Source organism: Shewanella sp. (genome assembly GCF_048265805.1).
Classification (GTDB): domain Bacteria; phylum Pseudomonadota; class Gammaproteobacteria; order Enterobacterales; family Shewanellaceae; genus Shewanella.
The window spans coordinates 229057-247593 of record NZ_JBLXAT010000001.1; the positions used below are offsets into that span (position 1 = coordinate 229057).

Here is an 18537-nt window from a genome sequence, read left to right on the forward strand (position 1 = left end):
GAAGGTTGCGCATAATACCGTGCTAACAGTAGTACCGCAAGATTAGTTAGCGCTTTTTTCTTGAAAAACCACTAACCGTTTCGGTGCAACGTAACCATCATCATTCATGGTACCCACACCGATAAATCGACGTTCCGCGCCGCATGTTAACCGCACCATAGTACCTGCGGTTGGGCCATTAACCCGCACGGGATTACCGTGCAGTACGTAACCTGCTACGGCTTCCTCTAAATGGCATTCAGGCAAATCGGCAACGGCGGTATCCATGGGTAATAACTGGCTATCAAGCAAGCTAAAAGGCGCACAGTCTGAACTTTTCTCTTGCTCAACTAATGCGGCCAACTGCTCAATGGTCACCATTTTGTTTGTCGGATAATCAGCAACTTCAGTACGGCGCAGCATAATCACATGGGCACCACAACCTAGCTTTTCACCGAGGTCATCAATGATGGTACGAATATACGTGCCTTTTGAGCAGCGAATATCCAGCGTCAGCTCGTTACCTTCAAGCGCAATAAACTTCAGCTCATACACGGTGATTGGACGCGCCTCACGCGGCACTTCCACGCCTTCTCGGGCATACTTGTACAGCGGTTGGCCTTGATATTTCAGCGCGGAAAACATCGATGGCGTTTGCATGGTTTCACCACGAAAACTGTTCAATGCGGCATCCAGTACTTCTTGGCTGAAGTTTATGGCACGCGTCTGTACCACTTCACCGTCTGAATCGCTGGTATCGGTACGCTCACCCAATTTGGCGGTCACCAAATAACGCTTATCAGACTCCAGCAGGTGCTGAGAGAACTTGGTCGCTTCGCCAAGACAGATAGGCAACATGCCTGTTGCTAGCGGGTCAAGTGCGCCAGTATGGCCCGCTTTCGCCGCTTGATAAAAACGCTTTACTTGTTGCAACGCGTGATTGGAGCTAACGCCTGTAGGCTTATCCAACAACACAATACCATCGATAAAACGGCCTTTCGGTCGTCTTGCCATTAATCTTTTTCCTCAGTCTGCTCATCATCTGAGCCAAACTGTTCCTGTTTGGCTTTATCGGTGCTGATCACTTGGCTAACTAGGTTAGACATGCGCATACCTTCAACCAGAGAAGCGTCATACACGAACTTCAGTTCAGGCATTACGCGCAGTTTCATGCGACCAGCCACCAGAGTACGTACATAAGGCGCTGCCTTCATCAAGGCTGCCATTTTGTCGTTGATCACTTCTGGATCTTCTTCGAACAACGTTACGTACACTTTGGCAAAGCTCAAATCGCGTGAGACATCAACGTCATTCACCGTCACCATGCCAATACGTGGATCTTTCATATCGCGTTGCAGCACCAGCGCAAGCTCTTGCTGCAGCTGCTGGGCGATACGCCGGGTACGGCTAAATTCTTTCGCCATGTTTTTACCCTCTTAAACCAACAAGGGCGGCCGTAGCCGCCCAAAATCTGTTGTTACCGCTTAGAGGCTACGTGCCACTTCAACGGTTTCAAACACTTCGATTTGGTCACCAACACGAACGTCATTATAGTTCTTAACGCCGATACCACATTCAGTACCGTTACGAACTTCGTTAACGTCATCTTTAAAGCGACGCAGTGACTCAAGTTCACCTTCGTAGATTACCACGTTGTCACGTAGTACACGGATTGGCGCACTACGTTTAACCAGACCTTCGGTAACCATACAACCAGCGATAGAACCGATCTTAGGTGATTTGAACACATCACGTACTTCAGCCAGACCGATGATCTGTTGTTTGAATTCAGGCGACAGCATACCGCTCATCGCTGATTTCACTTCATCAATCAGGTCATAGATCACGCTGTAGTAGCGCAGGTCAACACTTTCAGCATCAATCACTTTACGTGCTTGTGCATCCGCACGAACGTTAAAGCCAACCATGATAGCGTTAGACGCTGCTGCCAAGGTGGCATCGTTCTCTGTCAGTGCACCCACACCGCTAGCAATGATGTTCACTTTCACTTCATCGGTAGACAGTTTAGTCAGTGAGTCTGAAATTGCTTCCAGAGAACCTTGTACGTCTGCCTTCATGATGATGTTCAGTTCTTGAACTTCACCTTCAGTCATGTTCGCGAACATGTTTTCCAGTTTCGCTTTCTGCTGACGTGCGAGTTTCACTTCACGGAACTTGCCTTGACGATACAGGGCAACTTCACGCGCTTTACGCTCATCTTTAACAACAGTTGCTTCGTCGCCCGCTGATGGCACACCAGACAGACCTAAAATTTCTACCGGAATAGAAGGGCCAGCTGATTTAACTTCGTTACCGTCTTCGTCGCGCATTGCACGAACTTTACCGTATTCGAGACCGCACAGTACGATGTCACCTTGATGCAGTGTGCCTTCTTGAACCAGTACCGTTGCAACAGGGCCACGGCCTTTATCCAGTTTAGATTCAACCACAACACCGGCAGCCATACCGTCACGAACCGCTTTAAGTTCGAGCACTTCAGCTTCCAGCAGAATGCCTTCCAGCAATTCATCAACGCCTTGACCAGTCTTAGCAGAAACATAAACAAACATGTTTTCGCCGCCCCAGTCTTCTGACATCACACCGTGTTGCGACAGCTCGCTCTTCACGCGGTCTACGTCAGCTTCTGGCTTATCCATTTTGTTCACAGCAACAATCAGTGGCGCGCCACCGGCTTTTGCGTGTTGGATAGCTTCGATAGTTTGTGGCATTACGCCGTCGTCAGCCGCAACAACCAGTACCACGATATCAGTAGCTTGTGCACCACGAGCACGCATAGCGGTAAACGCCGCGTGGCCTGGAGTATCCAGGAAGGTGATCATGCCGTTGTCGGTTTCAACGTGGTATGCACCGATGTGCTGAGTAATACCACCAGCTTCGCCTGAAGCCACTTTAGTACGACGGATGTAGTCAAGCAGCGAGGTTTTACCGTGGTCAACGTGACCCATGATGGTAACAACCGGTGCGCGTGGTTCTACTTTCACATCTTCGCCGTCACGGTCAGCCAGTACTTCGTGCTCCAGTTCGTTTTCACGCACCAGAATCACTTTGTGGCCCAGTTCTTCCGCAACTAATTGCGCAGTTTCTTGGTCCAGTACTTGGTTGATGGTAACCATAGAGCCCATCTTCATCATCGCTTTGATGATTTCAGTGGCTTTAACTGCCATACGTTGAGCCAAGTCAGCAACAGTGATGGTTTCACCAATACGTACGTCACGGTTTACCGCAGCAACAGGTTTGTTAAAGCCATGCTTGTTGGCTTTAGCTGCCTTCTTGTTGCGAATATCGCGCTCTCTGCCGCCTTCGTTACTTTGACGTGCGTCTTTAGAACGTTTTTTACCAGCGCTCTTATGACGACTACGACGACCTTGCTTCTCTTCTTCCATGTCACTGGTATCTTCTGCAGCGCGAGCTACTTTAGAGGTAGTGATGTGGTGGTCGTTACGCTTTTCAGCTTCGACACGTTCTTTCTCTTCCAGCTCCCAACGCTTAGCGTTTTGCTCAGCCATTTTGCGCGCTTCTTCAGCGGCGCGAGCCGCTTCTTCATCCGCTTTGCGTTTCACAGCTTCTTCTTGTGCTGCTTTGATGCGGGCAGCTTCTGCTTTGCTCACTTGATCTTCTTCTGATTCAGGTTTTGCAGCTGCAGGTTGCGCTTGGTTATCATCCGCATTAGTTTTTGATGCTTTGGCTTTAGCATCGGCTTCAGCTTTCGCCTTGGCTTTTGCTGCTTCAGCGTCGGCTTTAGCTTTGGCTTCTGCCGCCGCTTTTGCTTCTGCTGCGGCTTTTGCCTGAGCTTCTGCTTCGGCTTTCGCTTTTTCTTCAGCTTCAGCCTGACGTTCCAATTCGGCTACGTCACGTTTAACAAAGGTTTTCTTCTTGCGAACTTCAACCTTCACGTCTTTAGACTGGCCACCGGCACCTGAAACACTTAAAGTCGACACAGTTTTACGCTGCAACGTCATTTTTGAAGGCACGTTTTCTCCACCATGCTGCTTGGTTAAATAGTCAAGCAGGCGTTGTTTTTCATCTTCAGCTACTGCGTCATTACGGCTCTTTTTGATGCCAGCTTTAGCAAACTGTTCGATAAGACGGTCAACGTCTTTGCCTACTTCTGTGGCCAACTGTTCTACGGTTGTATCTGCCATCCGTTTCCACTCCCCTATCTGTTGACCGACTTACTCATCTTCACCGAACCAACAGATATTACGGGCAGCCATGATCAGCTCGCCTGCTTTCTCTTCTGTTAGTTCTTCAATATCGATCAAGTCGTCAATACCTTGCTCAGCCAGATCTTCCAATGTCTTCACACCTTTACTTGCTAATACAAAAGCAAGATGGCGTTCTAATCCTGGCAATGTGAGCAAATCTTCACTTGGCTGGGCTCCGTCCAGCGCTTCTTCTGAAGCTAGCGCACGAGTCGCAAGAGCTTCTTTAGCACGTTCACGTAGCGCTGCGACGATGTCTTCGTCCAAACCATCGATAGACAGCAGCTCAGATGCTGGAACGTAGGCAATCTCTTCTAAAGAGGTGAAACCTTCGTCTGCCAGAACTTGAGCAAACTCTTCATCGATGTCGAGCGTATTCACAAACAGTGAGGTGACTTTCGCGCTCTCAGCTTGGTGCTTAGCGTTCAGTTCATCCACTGTCATCACGTTCAGTTCCCAACCTGTCAGTTGCGTTGCTAAACGGATGTTTTGACCGTTACGGCCAATTGCTTGCGCTAAGCTATCTGCTTCAACCGCAATATCCATTGAGTGGTTATCTTCATCAACAACGATAGAAGCCACATCAGCTGGCGCCATAGCGTTGATAACGAACTGTGCAGGATTGTCGTCCCACAATACGATATCAATACGCTCACCACTCAGCTCATTGGTAACGGCTTGTACACGTGCGCCACGCATACCCACACAAGCACCAATAGGATCGATACGACGGTCATTTGATTTCACCGCGATTTTCGCGCGGCTACCTGGGTCACGCGCAGCACCAATCACTTCGATCATTTCGTCCGCGATTTCTGGTACTTCAATGCGGAACAATTCAATCAATACGTCTGGTTTGGTACGGCTCAAGAATAGCTGCGCACCACGTGCTTCTGGGCGTACTGCGTACAGCAGTGCGCGAACACGGTCACCAGGACGGAAAGATTCACGTTGAATGATATCTTCTTTGTACAACACACCATCAGCGTTGTTGCCCAAATCCACTACGATGCTGTCACGGTTGGCTTTTTTAACAATACCGGTAACCAGCTCACCTTCTTTGTCGATGAACTGCTCAACCACTTGAGCACGCTCAGCTTCACGTACTTTTTGTACGATAACCTGTTTAGCTGTTTGGGTAGTGATACGGTCGAACTGTACTGACTCGATCTCGTCTTCTACATATTCGCCGGGTTGGATTTCAGGTTCATCTACGCGAGCAGCTTCTAACGTGATTTCACGATAGGGATTTTCCAATATTTGGCCTTGATCATCGACCACTAACCAACGTCTAAAGGTTTCGTAATCACCGCTTTTACGGTCAATTGCTACACGTACGTCAATGTCGCCTTCGTATTTTTTCTTAGTCGCGGTGGCCAGTGCGATTTCCAAGGCTTCAAAAATCTTCTCACGGGGTACGGCTTTCTCGTTAGAGACCGCTTCAGCGACCAGCAAAATTTCTTTATTCATGTCTTGCCTCGTTCACCTTGAATCCATCAAAATTTAGCTATCAAGTTGCCTTTGCGGATATTATCCAAGGCAATCGTCAGATCTTTTCCATCTACTTTAAGCGTCAACATCTGCCCTTCAACCTGAGTAATCACCCCTTTCAGGTTGCGGCTGCCGGCAACCGGCATTGTGAGCTGTACTTTAGCATCTTCGCCAAGATAGCGTTGATATTGAGTGGCGTTAAATAGAGGTCTATCTAATCCGGGAGAGGATACTTCCAGGGTGTATTCGGCTGGGATGGGATCTTCAACGTCAAGAAGAGCCCCTACCTGCCGACTAGTAGTCGCGCAATCTTCCACATTGACACCGTTTTCACCGTCAATATAGATGCGTAGAGTTGAATGCTTACCCGCTTTGACGAATTCAATTCCCCAGAGCTGATAGCCCAACGCTTCAACGGTGGGAGTCAGCATCTCTTCGAGTCTTGATTCTAATGTTGCCAAATGACTACTCCTGAAACTAAAAAAGGGCATAAAGCCCCGATATCACACTGCCGAACAATGCTGTAAAGCATTTAGGCTCAGATAACAAAAAACCCCGTTTAATACGAGGCTGTTGCTGTTCCGAGAACCTGTATTAGTGTAATCAATTACTTGCTTACACTTGGAGCTGGTTGCGGGGGCCGGATTTGAACCGACGACCTTCGGGTTATGAGCCCGACGAGCTACCATGCTGCTCCACCCCGCGTCAACTGCTGCAATTCTACTTATCCTCAGTAAAATTTGCAATAACTCTGTGTAAACTAACCAATTTAAACAGAGCTAATTATGGTGCCGAGAGCGGGACTTGAACCCGCACGACCGTTAGGTCACAGCCACCTCAAGGCTGCGCGTCTACCAATTTCACCACCTCGGCTAAAAGGTCTTACTCTGGAACTTTCTCTTGTTGAGCAGGTGCACTTGGCGCAGAAGGTTGAGTTTCAACTGCAGCACCAGAACTTAAGTCATTCCAGCTTTCTTGTTGCTGAGCATGGTTGGCACTCAAGTTACCAATGGTCAAGCTCAACACAAAGAATAAAATCGCTAATATTGCTGTGGTTCGAGTCAGGAAGTTACCTGAACCTGATGAACCGAATAAAGTTGCTGATGCACCGGCGCCAAAAGAGGCTCCCATATCAGCACCTTTACCTTGCTGGATAAGAATTAGCCCGATAAGAGCTAAAGCGACCAACAGATAAACTACAATCAGTACTTGGTACATAATTACGCGCTCGTTGCTATGGCACACAAACTCAAGAACTCGGTAGAGTTCAAACTTGCGCCACCAATTAATCCACCATCCACATCGGGCTGGGCAAATAAATCAGCCGCGTTACTCGGTGTCACACTGCCACCGTACAGAATTCTTATGCTTTCACCGATAAACGGTGAAACTTCAGAAAGTCGTTTACGAATAAACGCATGCACTTCCTGCGCCTGCTCAGGCGTTGCGCTCTTACCTGTTCCTACTGCCCATAATGGCTCGTAAGCGATAATTGCGTTATCAAAAGCCATGGTGCCATTCTTTTCAATGACCACATCAAGCTCTTCAGCCAGCACCTCAAACGTGCGTCTAGCTTCACGAGCTGGACCAGATTCACCCACACATAGGATGGGGGTTAGGCCGTGCTTTTGTGCTGCAGCGAACTTTTCTGCGACTACATCACTGGTTTCGCCGTACATCCTACGACGCTCAGAATGTCCGATAATGACGTATTTACAACCTGCGTCATGAAGCATTCCGCCAGAGATTTCCCCTGTGTACGCACCAAAATCGTGCTGACTCAGGTTTTGCGCGCCCATCCTGACGATGGAGCCGTTTAACGCATCTTTATGGAGTTCGAGCTGCTGCCGAACGCTTTCTAGATAAACAGTTGGTGGACACAATACAACTTCAACAGCATCGTTGTTGAGTTTAGAGGCAAACTTTTTAAATAACTCTTGTGCTAACTGCGCACTACCGTTCATTTTCCAGTTGCCGGCGACCATCGGGCGTCTAAGAGCCATTGACCATCTCCTTAGAAAGCGGCGTGAATAATAGCGGACCAATTATCAACTTACAATACCCAGCCCGACAAATTTTAAGTTTTGGACCACGTTCGCACACTTTTTACTCTTAGCGCGTAAAACATGGTCGTATGTCGCGATTAAACAACAGATTTTATGAATTATTTTATTAGCTTAGCTTACACCGCTGCCTTTACGGCTGCAGCGATAAACTCAGCATGCGCTGTAACTACCGCTTTGTCAGTACCTTCCACCATCACACGGATCAGAGGCTCAGTACCTGACTTACGCAGTAACACTCGGCCAGTATCACCAAGAGCCTGCTCCACGGTAGCAACCGCCTGCTGCACATCGGCTGACTCGACCGGGTTATTAGCTCCTTCAAAGCGCACGTTGAGTAAGACTTGAGGCAACAAGGTCAACGGCGCAATGAGTTGTTCCAAACGCATGCCTCGACGACACATAGCGGCCAAGACTTGAATGCCTGCAACGATACCATCACCGGTTGTGCTGTGGTCCAAATGGACAATGTGGCCAGAGTTTTCACCACCAATACGCCAATCGTTAGCCGCTAGCATTTCCATCACATAACGATCACCCACTTTAGAGCGAGCAAATGGAATATTCAGTGCTTTTAATGCCAATTCAAGGCCAAGATTAGACATTTGTGTGCCAACGACACCGCCGCGTAACTGACCGCGATATTGCGTATCAGCCGCTAAGATGTAGAGGATTTGGTCGCCATCAATCACTTCGCCATCGCGAGTAACCATCATGATACGGTCACCATCGCCATCTAACGCGATACCGAGGTCAGCTTGCTCAGCAACGACTTTGTCGCAGATGGCTTGCATTGCGGTAGCACCGACTTTGTCGTTAATGTTGGTGCCGTTGGGCTTGTCACCAATAACGATCACTTCAGCACCCAGTTCGCGAAACACATTAGGCGCAATGTGGTATGTCGCACCGTGTGCGCAATCGACCACAATTTTCATACCTTCGAGAGTTTGGTCGGTAGGGAAATTACCTTTGCAGTATTCAATATAACGACCAGCTGCATCAGTAATACGCGATACTTTACCTAGCTGTTGAGACTCGACACACTCCAGAGGTCGTTCTAATTCCGCTTCAATCTCTAACTCCAACGCGTCATCTAACTTAGTCCCGCGTGAGGAGAAGAACTTGATACCGTTATCGTAGTAAGGATTATGTGACGCGCTAATCACAATCCCTGCTTCAGCACGGAATGTGCGGGTCAAATAAGCGACAGCAGGAGTAGGCATTGGCCCCATCAGCATAACATCCAGCCCAGCTGAGCATAGCCCAGCTTCTAATGCAGACTCAAACATATAGCCGGATATACGGGTATCTTTACCGATAAGCACCTTTCGGGTGCCTAGACGAGATAGCACTCGGCCGGAGGCCCAGCCAAGTTTAAGTGCTAGTTCAGGCGTCATTTTCCCTGCGCCAACTTTACCGCGAATACCGTCGGTACCAAAAAACTTCCGTTTTCCCACGAGATATAACCTTTATAATAGTATCTGTTATTAGTTCGCTGCTGCAGTCGCTGCGAGCACTTTCAGTACATCAAACGTTTCATTAACGTCGTGTACTCGAATAATATGCGCACCTTGTTGTGCCGCAATCATTGCTCCAGCTAGACTTCCCGCCAGACGTTCGGTGACAGGACGATTCAGCAAATTGCCAATCATACTCTTGCGTGACAGCCCAATAAGCAGTGGCTGACTCAATTCATGAAACCGATTAAGCTCGGCCAATAGGCGATAATTATGCGCCAGAGTCTTACCAAATCCAAACCCTGGATCCAGTAATATCTGTTCTTTGCTCAATCCTGCGGCAACACATTCATCGGTACGCGTTTTACAAAAATTAAAAACTTCATCTAACACGTTGTCGTACGCTGGCGCCTGTTGCATCGTTTTTGGCTGCCCCTGCATGTGCATAATACATACTGGCACCTGCGCAGCAACCGCAGCTTGTAATGCCCCTGGTTCAGTCAGTGACCTTACGTCATTGATAAGATGCGCGCCGAGCGCGACCGATGCTGTCATTACCGCAGCTTTGCTGGTATCCACTGAAATCCATACATTCGAATTATTAGCAATGTACTCCACCATAGGTAACACGCGACTTAACTCTTCATCTACCGAGACTTCTGCCGCTCCTGGGCGAGTAGACTCTCCGCCAATATCGATAAAGTCGACACCAGCGGCAATCATTTCATCAGCATGCTTACGTGCCAAATCAAACTGAGAATAGCGCCCGCCATCAGAAAATGAATCCGGAGTGACATTCAAAATACCCATCACTTTGGGCGAATCCAGAGTTAACTGCTTGCTACCTGATTTCAGCGTAAACACATAACCTCCAACACGCACGAACCATCTCGTGCCATAAAATTAACCAGAATAAAAAGGAAAACCCCTAAAAAGGGGTTTTCACTAATATCGCTAAACGGTTAGTGACGAGATTCACCAGGATTGGTCAAATCTGAGTCAGGTTTAGTCGTTTCATCCAAAGGTGACGTTTTATTACCACCATGGCTGCCATCGTCTGAACCTTTGTCATCCATTTGCCAATCAACAGGTGGACGCACTTCACGACGAGCCATCAAATCTTCAATTTGACGAGAGTCGATGGTCTCGTATTTGATCAATGCGTCTTTCATGGCATGCAGGATGTCCATGTTGTCACGCAGCAATTTTTCTGCCCGTTGATAGTTAAGCTCGATAATCGCTTTCACTTCAGCATCGATAATGGCTGCGGTTTCATCAGACATATGCTTAGCTTTTGCCATTGAGCGGCCGAGGAATACTTCCCCTTCCTCTTCAGCATAAAGCAATGGGCCCAATTTTTCGGAGAAGCCCCATTGCGTCACCATGTTACGAGCAATAGCTGTTGCTTGTTTGATATCTTGCGATGCACCAGTCGATACTCTTTCTGGACCATAAATGATCTCTTCGGCCAAACGACCACCGTAAGCCACCGAAATACGACTCTCCAGTTTACGGCGGTTTTCGCTGATAGAGTCACCTTCAGGCAAGAAGAACGTCACGCCCAATGCGCGGCCACGCGGAATAATGGTGACCTTATGTACCGGATCGTGCTCAGGCACTAAGCAGCCAACAATCGCGTGACCAGCTTCGTGATATGCGGTTGACTCTTTTTCTGGCTCAGACATCACCATAGAGCGGCGTTCTGCGCCCATCATGATCTTGTCTTTAGCACGTTCAAACTCTTCCATGTTAACAACACGGCGATTACCACGTGCAGCAAACAGCGCGGCTTCGTTGACTAAGTTTGCCAAGTCAGCACCCGAGAACCCGGGTGTACCTCGGGCAATCACACTGGCCTTAACATCATCGCTCAACGGGATCTTGCGCATATGCACTTTAAGGATCTGTTCACGACCACGCACATCCGGTAAGCCAACCACAACTTGACGGTCAAAACGACCTGGACGCAACAACGCTTGGTCAAGCACGTCTGGACGGTTGGTCGCAGCGATCACGATAACACCTTCGTTACCTTCAAAGCCGTCCATTTCCACCAGCATTTGGTTCAAGGTCTGCTCACGTTCATCGTGACCACCACCTAAACCTGCGCCACGTTGACGACCTACAGCATCAATTTCGTCGATGAAGATAATACATGGTGCTGACTTTTTCGCTTGCTCAAACATGTCACGCACACGAGACGCACCGACACCCACGAACATTTCTACGAAGTCAGAACCTGAAATGGTAAAGAACGGTACTTTAGCTTCACCCGCAATGGCTTTTGCCAGCAAGGTTTTACCCGTGCCTGGTGGGCCAACCATCAGCACACCTGTTGGAATACGGCCACCCAATTTTTGGAATTTAGTTGGGTCACGCAAGTAATCCACCAGCTCTTTCACTTCCTCTTTGGCTTCATCACAGCCCGCCACATCAGAGAAAGTGGTTTTGATTTGGTCTTCGCTCATCAGTTTGGCTTTACTCTTACCAAACGACATTGCGCCCTTACCGCCACCGCCTTGCATCTGACGCATGAAGAAAATCCACACACCAATCAACAGCAGCATCGGGAACCAAGAGATGAAAATCTGGGTTAAAAACCCTGATTCCTCGGCTTCCTGCCCTTTCATGGCAACACCTTTACGATCTAAGTCATTCAGCAAATCACGATCGTATACCGGCATAATGGTGACAAACTTCTCGCCCGTTTTACGCATACCTTCAATGGTGCGTTGGTCACTTTTCACTTCCACAGAAGCGATTTGCCCGGAGCGAACGTCATCCAGAAACGTTGAATATTCTATCGACTTAGATGAAGAAGACGACGGAGAAAAGCCTTGAAAGACCGACATCAACACTACGGCGATGACGACCCACAGGATTATATTTTTTGCCATGTCACTCAATTATTGAACCTCTCAGTATTGAGACCTACATCATTCAGGGTACTACAACTTATACCCTGTCGCTACCAGATACACTTCCCTTGAACGTGCTCTGGATGACTCCGGTTTGCGGGTTTTTACTACTTTAAATGCATCACGCACCGCTTTCATGTATTCGTCAAAGCCTTCCCCTTGGAACACCTTAACGGCGAAGCTACCATTCGGCGCCAATACTTGGTGACACATATCTAACGCTAATTCAACAAGATACATTGCTCTAGGCTGATCAACAACATCGGCACCACTCATATTAGGCGCCATATCAGACAGGACTATATCGACCTTTTCGTCACCAACTCGCGTTAACAGTGCTTCAAGCACTTTCTCTTCACGAAAGTCACCTTGAAGAAAATCGACGCCAACGATTGGGTCCATCGGCAAAATATCACAAGCGACCACTTTGCCATGGTCGCCGACCAATTTAACCGCCACTTGTGACCAACCGCCCGGCGCGGCGCCAAGGTCAACGACGGTCATTCCCGGTTTTATCAACTGATCTTTTTGCTGTAACTCTTCTAACTTAAACGCTGCGCGAGACCGTAATCCTCGCTTTTGTGCCAATTTGACATAGTGATCATCAAAGTGTTCTTGCATCCAGCGTGTGGAGCTAGCTGTTCGCTTTTTTCCTGACATTTAAATTCCGCAACAAATCTGAGTTACACGAAGGCTATATAAGGGTAGAATAGCGCGTTTTCAACAGTAACTCGTCGAAAGTTGGTAAAAATGAACTTAACAACCAAACAAAAACAGTACCTCAAAGGACTGGCTCACCCTTTAAAGCCAGTAGTACTGCTTGGTGCCAATGGCCTGACTGAGGGAGTACTGGCTGAAATTGATAATGCCCTGTCACACCACGAACTGATTAAAGTTAAAGTGGCTTCAGAAGACAGAGAATTGAAAGCAGCTATCGTTGATGCCATTGTCCGGGAAACTCAGTCCGTCAAAGTCCAGTTAATCGGTCACGTGCTGGTTATCTTCCGTCAGTCGGAAGAAAAGAAAATTGCTTTACCAAAAGCAAAATAAGCGCTAAAGACCTAAAACGAAAGGAAGCCAATTGGCTTCCTTTTTGTTTTAAGCAATATTCTCAGCAACATGCATTAACACAGCCTTAATCAATCGACGATTTTGCTGCTTAGATGTATTCCACTTCAGTGATTTCATAGTCAGCAACCCCACCTGGGGTTTGAATGCTCACTTCATCACCAACGTTTTTACCGACCAAACCGCGAGCGATTGGCGAGTTAACTGAGATCAGATTCGCTTTAATATCGGCTTCATCATCGCCGACAATACGGTAAGTCACTTCTGCATCAGTATCGAGATTCAGAATGGTCACCGTAGCACCAAAAATCACACGGCCAGTATTAGCCATCTTAGTCACATCAATTACTTGAGCATTTGAAAGCTTGCCTTCGATATCACGAATACGGGCTTCACAGATACCCTGCTCTTCACGCGCTGCGTGGTATTCAGCATTCTCTTTCAGGTCGCCGAGTTCACGTGCACTAGCAATTGCTTCACTCAATTCTGGGCGATGCTCAAATTTGAGATAGTCCAGTTCTTTACGTAACTGTTCAGCACCCGTAAGCGTCATTGGTACTTTGTTCATGAATTTTTCGCCTCCTGTAAAGCAAAAGCGTCCCGTGCAGACACATTGGTCAGCACAGATGGAATAAGAGTAAATTAGGCGCGCAACCAATTAAAACGGCGCCAAGAAGTACTTATGAGTGTCTTAAGCGACAGCTATCGACATAAAGTCATCTTGCTAACAGCTTACCTAAGCTCATGACGGCATGCTAGTGCTGCTCGATAAATTTATGTTACATACGCCGGATAAATAAAAAAGGCCGCGATGTGTTCGCGGCCTTTTCAACCTATTTAACCGTTATTTACCGATGCGAGCATGCAACTCTTGCACAGACTCAACATGGTTACGGTCATCAGCACGTAGCGAGGTACAAGTAGCAAACGCACCGTTCAACGTGGTGGTGTAGTTCACTTTGTAGCGCAACGCGCCACGACGCAGTTGCTTCGAGTCTTCAATCGCTTGACGACCTTCAGTAGTGTTGACGATGTAGGTATATTCGCCGTTCTTCATTCGGTCAAGAATGTGTGGACGACCTTCGTGTACTTTATTCACCAAACGTGGGTTGATACCCGCTTCACCAAGCACAACGGCGGTACCGTGTGTCGCATCGATTTCAAAGCCCAGCTCAATCAGCTTAGTGGCCAAGTCCACCACACGTTTTTTATCGCTGTTACGCACTGACAGCAATGCGCGACCTGAGCGAGGAGAATCTTTCGGTGCCGCACCCAGTTGTGCTTTAGCATAGGCTTCGGCAAAGGTTTCGCCCGTGCCCATCACTTCACCAGTTGAACGCATTTCTGGGCCGAGCAATGGGTCAACACCTGGGAACTTGTTAAATGGCAGTACCACTTCTTTTACGGAGTAGTATGGTGGAATCACTTCTGCCGTAAATCCTTGCTGTTCCAGTGATTGACCAGCCATCACCCGCGCCGCGATTTTCGCTAGCGGTACACCGGTAGCTTTAGATACGAACGGTACGGTACGCGCGGCACGTGGGTTCACCTCAATCATAAAGATGGTGTTGTCTTTCACGGCAAACTGTACGTTCATCAAGCCAATAACACCCAGCTCAAATGCCAGTTTACGCACTTGCTCACGCATCTCATCTTGGATCTGTTTGCTTAGCGAGTATGGTGGCAATGAACAACCTGAGTCACCTGAGTGAACACCAGCTTGTTCGATATGCTCCATAATGGCGCCAACCACCACAGTTTTGCCATCAGATACGGCATCAATATCCACTTCAATCGCATCATCGAGGAAGTGATCCAGCAATACTGGAGACTCGTTTGACACCTTAACCGCTTCGTTGAAGTAGCGACGCAAGTCTTGCTCTTCATAAACGATTTCCATCGCGCGGCCACCCAGCACGTAAGATGGACGAACCACCAGTGGATAACCGATTTTTTCTGCCGCGGCTACTGCACCTTCAACGGTAGTTACCGTATCGTTTTCTGGCTGTTTCATCTCTAAGCGACGGATCGCTTGTTGGAAACGTTCACGGTCTTCAGCGCGGTCAATCGCATCTGGGCTAGTCCCAATGATGGGTACACCGGCGGCTTCTAGCGCACGCGCCAGTTTCAGTGGTGTTTGACCACCGTACTGTACAATAACGCCTTTAGGTTTTTCCAGACGGGCAATTTCCAGCACGTCTTCCAGTGTTACGGGTTCGAAGTATAGACGGTCTGACGTATCGTAGTCAGTCGATACGGTTTCAGGGTTACAGTTAACCATAATGGTTTCGTAACCGTCTTCTTTCATCGCCAATGCTGCGTGAACACAGCAGTAGTCAAATTCGATACCTTGGCCGATACGGTTAGGGCCACCGCCGAGTACCATGATTTTTTCACGGTCACTTGGGTTGGCTTCGCACTCTTCTTCATAAGTAGAGTACATGTACGCAGTATCGGTGGAGAATTCCGCCGCACAGGTATCTACCCGCTTGTAAACTGGGTGAATTTCTAAGCGATGACGCAGTTTACGCATCTCTGTTTCGCTGATGCCAAGCACATCGGCTAAACGTGCATCGGAGAAACCTTTACGTTTCAGTTTGAACAGAAAGTCAGCATCAATACCGGCTAGGCCAACCGACTCAACTTGCTGTTCCAGCTTGATCAAATCTTCGATCTGCACCAAGAACCAATGGTCGATATTGGTCAGCGCAAAAATATCGTCGATGCTCATACCTGCGCGGAAGGCATCAGCGATGTACCAGATACGCTCGGCACCTGGCTCTTTCAACTCTCGACGAATACGTTGTTGGGCATCGGTATCACTTAAGTCGATGATTGGGTCAAAACCGTTTTTACCAGTTTCCAAACCGCGCAATGCTTTTTGCACCGATTCTTGGAAAGTACGGCCGATAGCCATCACTTCACCCACAGATTTCATCTGTGTAGTCAGACGGTCATTAGCACCAGCAAACTTCTCAAAGTTAAAGCGTGGCACTTTAGTCACAACGTAGTCGATTGATGGCTCAAACGATGCTGGCGTCAAGCCGCCAGTGATGTCGTTCATCAATTCATCAAGTGTGAAACCGACAGCCAGCTTCGCTGCAACCTTGGCAATTGGGAACCCCGTAGCTTTTGATGCCAACGCTGATGAGCGCGATACGCGCGGGTTCATCTCGATAATAACCATCCGGCCATCTTTCGGGTTGATACCAAACTGTACGTTTGAGCCGCCAGTTTCTACGCCGATTTCGCGCAGTACCGCCATCGAAGCGTTACGCATCAGTTGGTATTCTTTATCGGTCAGCGTTTGCGCAGGTGCAACAGTGATTGAGTCACCGGTATGCACGCCCATGGCGTCAAAGTTTTCGATAGAGCAGACGATGATGCAGTTGTCGTTGCGGTCACGCACCACTTCCATCTCGTACTCTTTCCAACCGATCAGGCTTTCATCAATCAGCAGCTCGTTGGTTGGTGATAGGTCCAGACCACTGGCACAAATCTCTTCAAACTCTTCGATGTTGTACGCGATACCACCGCCTGAACCACCCATAGTGAATGATGGACGGATGATACATGGGAAACCAACTTGGTCGAGTACGCGGTGCGCGTCTTCCATGCTGTGCGCAATACCAGCACGAGGACATTCCAAGCCAATAGCTTTCATCGCTTCATCGAAACGCGCACGGTCTTCAGCTTTGTCGATGGCGTCGGCAGTCGCACCAATCATCTCAACATCAAACTCCTGTAGCACGCCGCGCTCTTCCAGTTCCAACGCACAGTTCAGTGCCGTTTGGCCGCCCATCGTTGGCAGGATGGCATCAGGACGCTCTTTGGCGATGATGTTGCGTACCACTTCCCAGTGAATCGGCTCGATGTAGGTCGCATCAGCCATTTCAGGGTCTGTCATAATGGTGGCAGGGTTAGAGTTCACCAGAATGACGCGGTAACCCTCTTCACGCAGCGCCTTACATGCTTGGGCGCCAGAGTAGTCAAATTCACACGCTTGACCGATAACAATCGGGCCGGCGCCGAGGATAAGAATACTTTTTAAATCAGTACGTTTTGGCATTGCTAAAATTTCTCCCGACGATTACTGCTTTTGACGATTGGCTTCAATCAGTTCGATAAAATGGTCGAACAGTGGTGCACAATCGTGCGGGCCTGGGCTGGCTTCTGGGTGACCTTGGAAGCTAAACGCTGCCTTATCAGTCAAGTGAATGCCCTGTAACGAGCCGTCAAACAGCGATTTGTGGGTCACTTTAACGTTGGCTGGCAAGCTTGCTTCATCCGCCGCAAAACCGTGGTTTTGGCTGGTAATCATCACGTTGCCTTTGGCGATATCACTCACTGGATGGTTTGCACCGTGGTGGCCAAACTTCATTTTCAGCGTTTTAGCGCCAGTCGCCAGTGCCAGCAATTGGTGGCCCAAGCAGATACCGAATACCGGAATATCTGTGGTCAGAAATTGTTGGATAGCCGCAATAGCATAGTCACATGGCTCTGGGTCGCCTGGGCCATTTGACAAGAAAATGCCATCAGGATTCATTGCCAAGACTTCGCTCGCTGGCGTTTGGGCGGGAACCACAGTGACATCACAACCGCGATCCACCAGCATACGCAGAATATTGCGTTTCACGCCGTAGTCGTAGGCAACGACTTTGTATTTTAATGCTTCAGCAGGTGTCTCAGCTGGCAAACCACCGACTAATTTCCAAGTGCCGTAGCGCCATTGGTAGGCTTTATCCGTGGTGACTTCTTTCGCTAAGTCCATGCCTTTTAAGCCAGGGAAAGCTTTGGCTTCCGCAAGGGCTTTCTCGACATTGTCTTCCCCCACCAGAATACAACCTGCCTGCGCACCTTTTTCGCGCAGAATACGCGTCAATTTACGGGTGTCGATGTCAGCGATGCCGACAACGTTATTGGCAGTGAGGTATTCACTTAGGGTTTGCTCAGAGCGGAAGTTGCTAGCGACAAGAGGCAGGTCACGAATAATCAGGCCGCAAGCATGAACTGCGCTAGATTCGGTGTCTTCACTGTTAGTGCCAGTGTTGCCAATATGAGGGTATGTGAGGGTAACGATTTGTCGAGAATAGGAAGGATCAGTGAGAATTTCTTGATAGCCAGTCATGGAAGTATTAAAAACGACTTCCCCAACAGCTATGCCATCAGCACCAATTGCTGTTCCTTTAAAGACAGTTCCATCTTCGAGTACAAGTAAGGCAGACTTAGTCAACGCGACCTCCGTAAAGAGCCAAGTCATTGAAATTATATATTTTTAAAGTATTTGTACAGTTATTTTCCGCAATTTACGAAATTTTGACAAATTCATGGGATTATA

15 protein-coding genes and 2 tRNA genes are annotated in these 18537 nt (G+C 48.3%); 1 reads left to right on the forward strand and 16 read right to left on the reverse strand.

Going from position 1 to position 18537, the window contains the following annotated elements; genetic code table 11:
• Positions 1 to 42: 42 nt before the first annotated feature.
• The 13 genes from truB to rlmE form a co-directional block, all read right to left on the reverse strand.
• Complete coding sequence (gene truB, locus ACN0TT_RS01015; protein ID WP_417760287.1) at positions 43 to 993, reverse strand: tRNA pseudouridine(55) synthase TruB; 951 nt, start codon at positions 991 to 993, stop codon at positions 43 to 45.
• A complete protein-coding gene (gene rbfA / locus ACN0TT_RS01020; protein WP_417760288.1) occupies positions 993 to 1403 on the reverse strand; it encodes a 30S ribosome-binding factor RbfA in 411 nt (136 codons plus the stop codon). Before rbfA ends, truB begins: the two co-directional genes overlap by 1 nt.
• 60 nt (positions 1404 to 1463) lie before the next feature.
• Positions 1464 to 4142 carry a translation initiation factor IF-2 gene (infB, locus tag ACN0TT_RS01025; RefSeq protein ID WP_417760289.1) on the reverse strand — a complete coding sequence of 893 codons (2679 nt, stop codon included), beginning with the start codon at positions 4140 to 4142 and terminating at the stop codon, positions 1464 to 1466.
• Between the two features lie 30 nt (positions 4143 to 4172).
• Positions 4173 to 5672 carry a transcription termination factor NusA gene (gene nusA / locus ACN0TT_RS01030; protein WP_417760290.1) on the reverse strand — a complete coding sequence of 500 codons (1500 nt, stop codon included), beginning with the start codon at positions 5670 to 5672 and terminating at the stop codon, positions 4173 to 4175.
• A gap of 26 nt (positions 5673 to 5698) precedes the next feature.
• Positions 5699 to 6154 carry a ribosome maturation factor RimP gene (gene rimP, locus ACN0TT_RS01035; protein ID WP_417760291.1) on the reverse strand — a complete coding sequence of 152 codons (456 nt, stop codon included), beginning with the start codon at positions 6152 to 6154 and terminating at the stop codon, positions 5699 to 5701.
• Between the two features lie 167 nt (positions 6155 to 6321).
• A tRNA-Met gene (locus tag ACN0TT_RS01040) sits at positions 6322 to 6398 on the reverse strand.
• An 81-nt stretch (positions 6399 to 6479) separates the two neighbouring features.
• A tRNA-Leu gene (locus ACN0TT_RS01045) sits at positions 6480 to 6566 on the reverse strand.
• Positions 6567 to 6575: 9 nt separating this feature from the next.
• Positions 6576 to 6911 carry a preprotein translocase subunit SecG gene (gene secG / locus ACN0TT_RS01050; protein WP_417760292.1) on the reverse strand — a complete coding sequence of 112 codons (336 nt, stop codon included), beginning with the start codon at positions 6909 to 6911 and terminating at the stop codon, positions 6576 to 6578.
• A 2-nt stretch (positions 6912 to 6913) separates the two neighbouring features.
• A complete protein-coding gene (tpiA, locus tag ACN0TT_RS01055) occupies positions 6914 to 7696 on the reverse strand; it encodes a triose-phosphate isomerase (RefSeq protein ID WP_417760293.1) in 783 nt (260 codons plus the stop codon).
• A gap of 179 nt (positions 7697 to 7875) precedes the next feature.
• Positions 7876 to 9213, reverse strand: a complete 1338-nt coding sequence (gene glmM, locus ACN0TT_RS01060) for a phosphoglucosamine mutase (RefSeq protein ID WP_417760294.1) — start codon at positions 9211 to 9213, stop codon at positions 7876 to 7878.
• Between the two features lie 30 nt (positions 9214 to 9243).
• On the reverse strand, positions 9244 to 10077 hold the full coding sequence (gene folP / locus ACN0TT_RS01065; RefSeq protein ID WP_417760295.1) for a dihydropteroate synthase: 834 nt from the start codon (positions 10075 to 10077) through the stop codon (positions 9244 to 9246).
• A 98-nt stretch (positions 10078 to 10175) separates the two neighbouring features.
• Complete coding sequence (ftsH, locus tag ACN0TT_RS01070; RefSeq protein ID WP_417760296.1) at positions 10176 to 12119, reverse strand: ATP-dependent zinc metalloprotease FtsH; 1944 nt, start codon at positions 12117 to 12119, stop codon at positions 10176 to 10178.
• 42 nt (positions 12120 to 12161) lie between these two features.
• Positions 12162 to 12791: a 23S rRNA (uridine(2552)-2'-O)-methyltransferase RlmE gene (gene rlmE, locus ACN0TT_RS01075; protein ID WP_417760297.1), complete on the reverse strand. Its 630-nt coding sequence runs from the start codon at positions 12789 to 12791 to the stop codon at positions 12162 to 12164.
• Positions 12792 to 12881: 90 nt separating this feature from the next.
• Between rlmE and yhbY the strand changes: the two genes are divergently transcribed.
• Entirely contained in the window at positions 12882 to 13181 is a 300-nt protein-coding gene (yhbY, locus tag ACN0TT_RS01080) for a ribosome assembly RNA-binding protein YhbY (protein ID WP_417760298.1), read from the forward strand.
• A 109-nt stretch (positions 13182 to 13290) separates the two neighbouring features.
• Here yhbY and greA read toward each other — a convergent pair whose 3' ends face one another.
• The 3 genes from greA to carA form a co-directional block, all read right to left on the reverse strand.
• Positions 13291 to 13767, reverse strand: a complete 477-nt coding sequence (gene greA, locus ACN0TT_RS01085) for a transcription elongation factor GreA (protein WP_238895618.1) — start codon at positions 13765 to 13767, stop codon at positions 13291 to 13293.
• A gap of 276 nt (positions 13768 to 14043) precedes the next feature.
• Positions 14044 to 17268, reverse strand: a complete 3225-nt coding sequence (carB, locus tag ACN0TT_RS01090) for a carbamoyl-phosphate synthase large subunit (protein ID WP_417760299.1) — start codon at positions 17266 to 17268, stop codon at positions 14044 to 14046.
• Between the two features lie 21 nt (positions 17269 to 17289).
• Positions 17290 to 18459 (reverse strand): glutamine-hydrolyzing carbamoyl-phosphate synthase small subunit, encoded by a 1170-nt coding sequence (gene carA, locus ACN0TT_RS01095; RefSeq protein ID WP_417760300.1) that lies wholly within the window; start codon positions 18457 to 18459, stop codon positions 17290 to 17292.
• Positions 18460 to 18537: the final 78 nt, after the last annotated feature.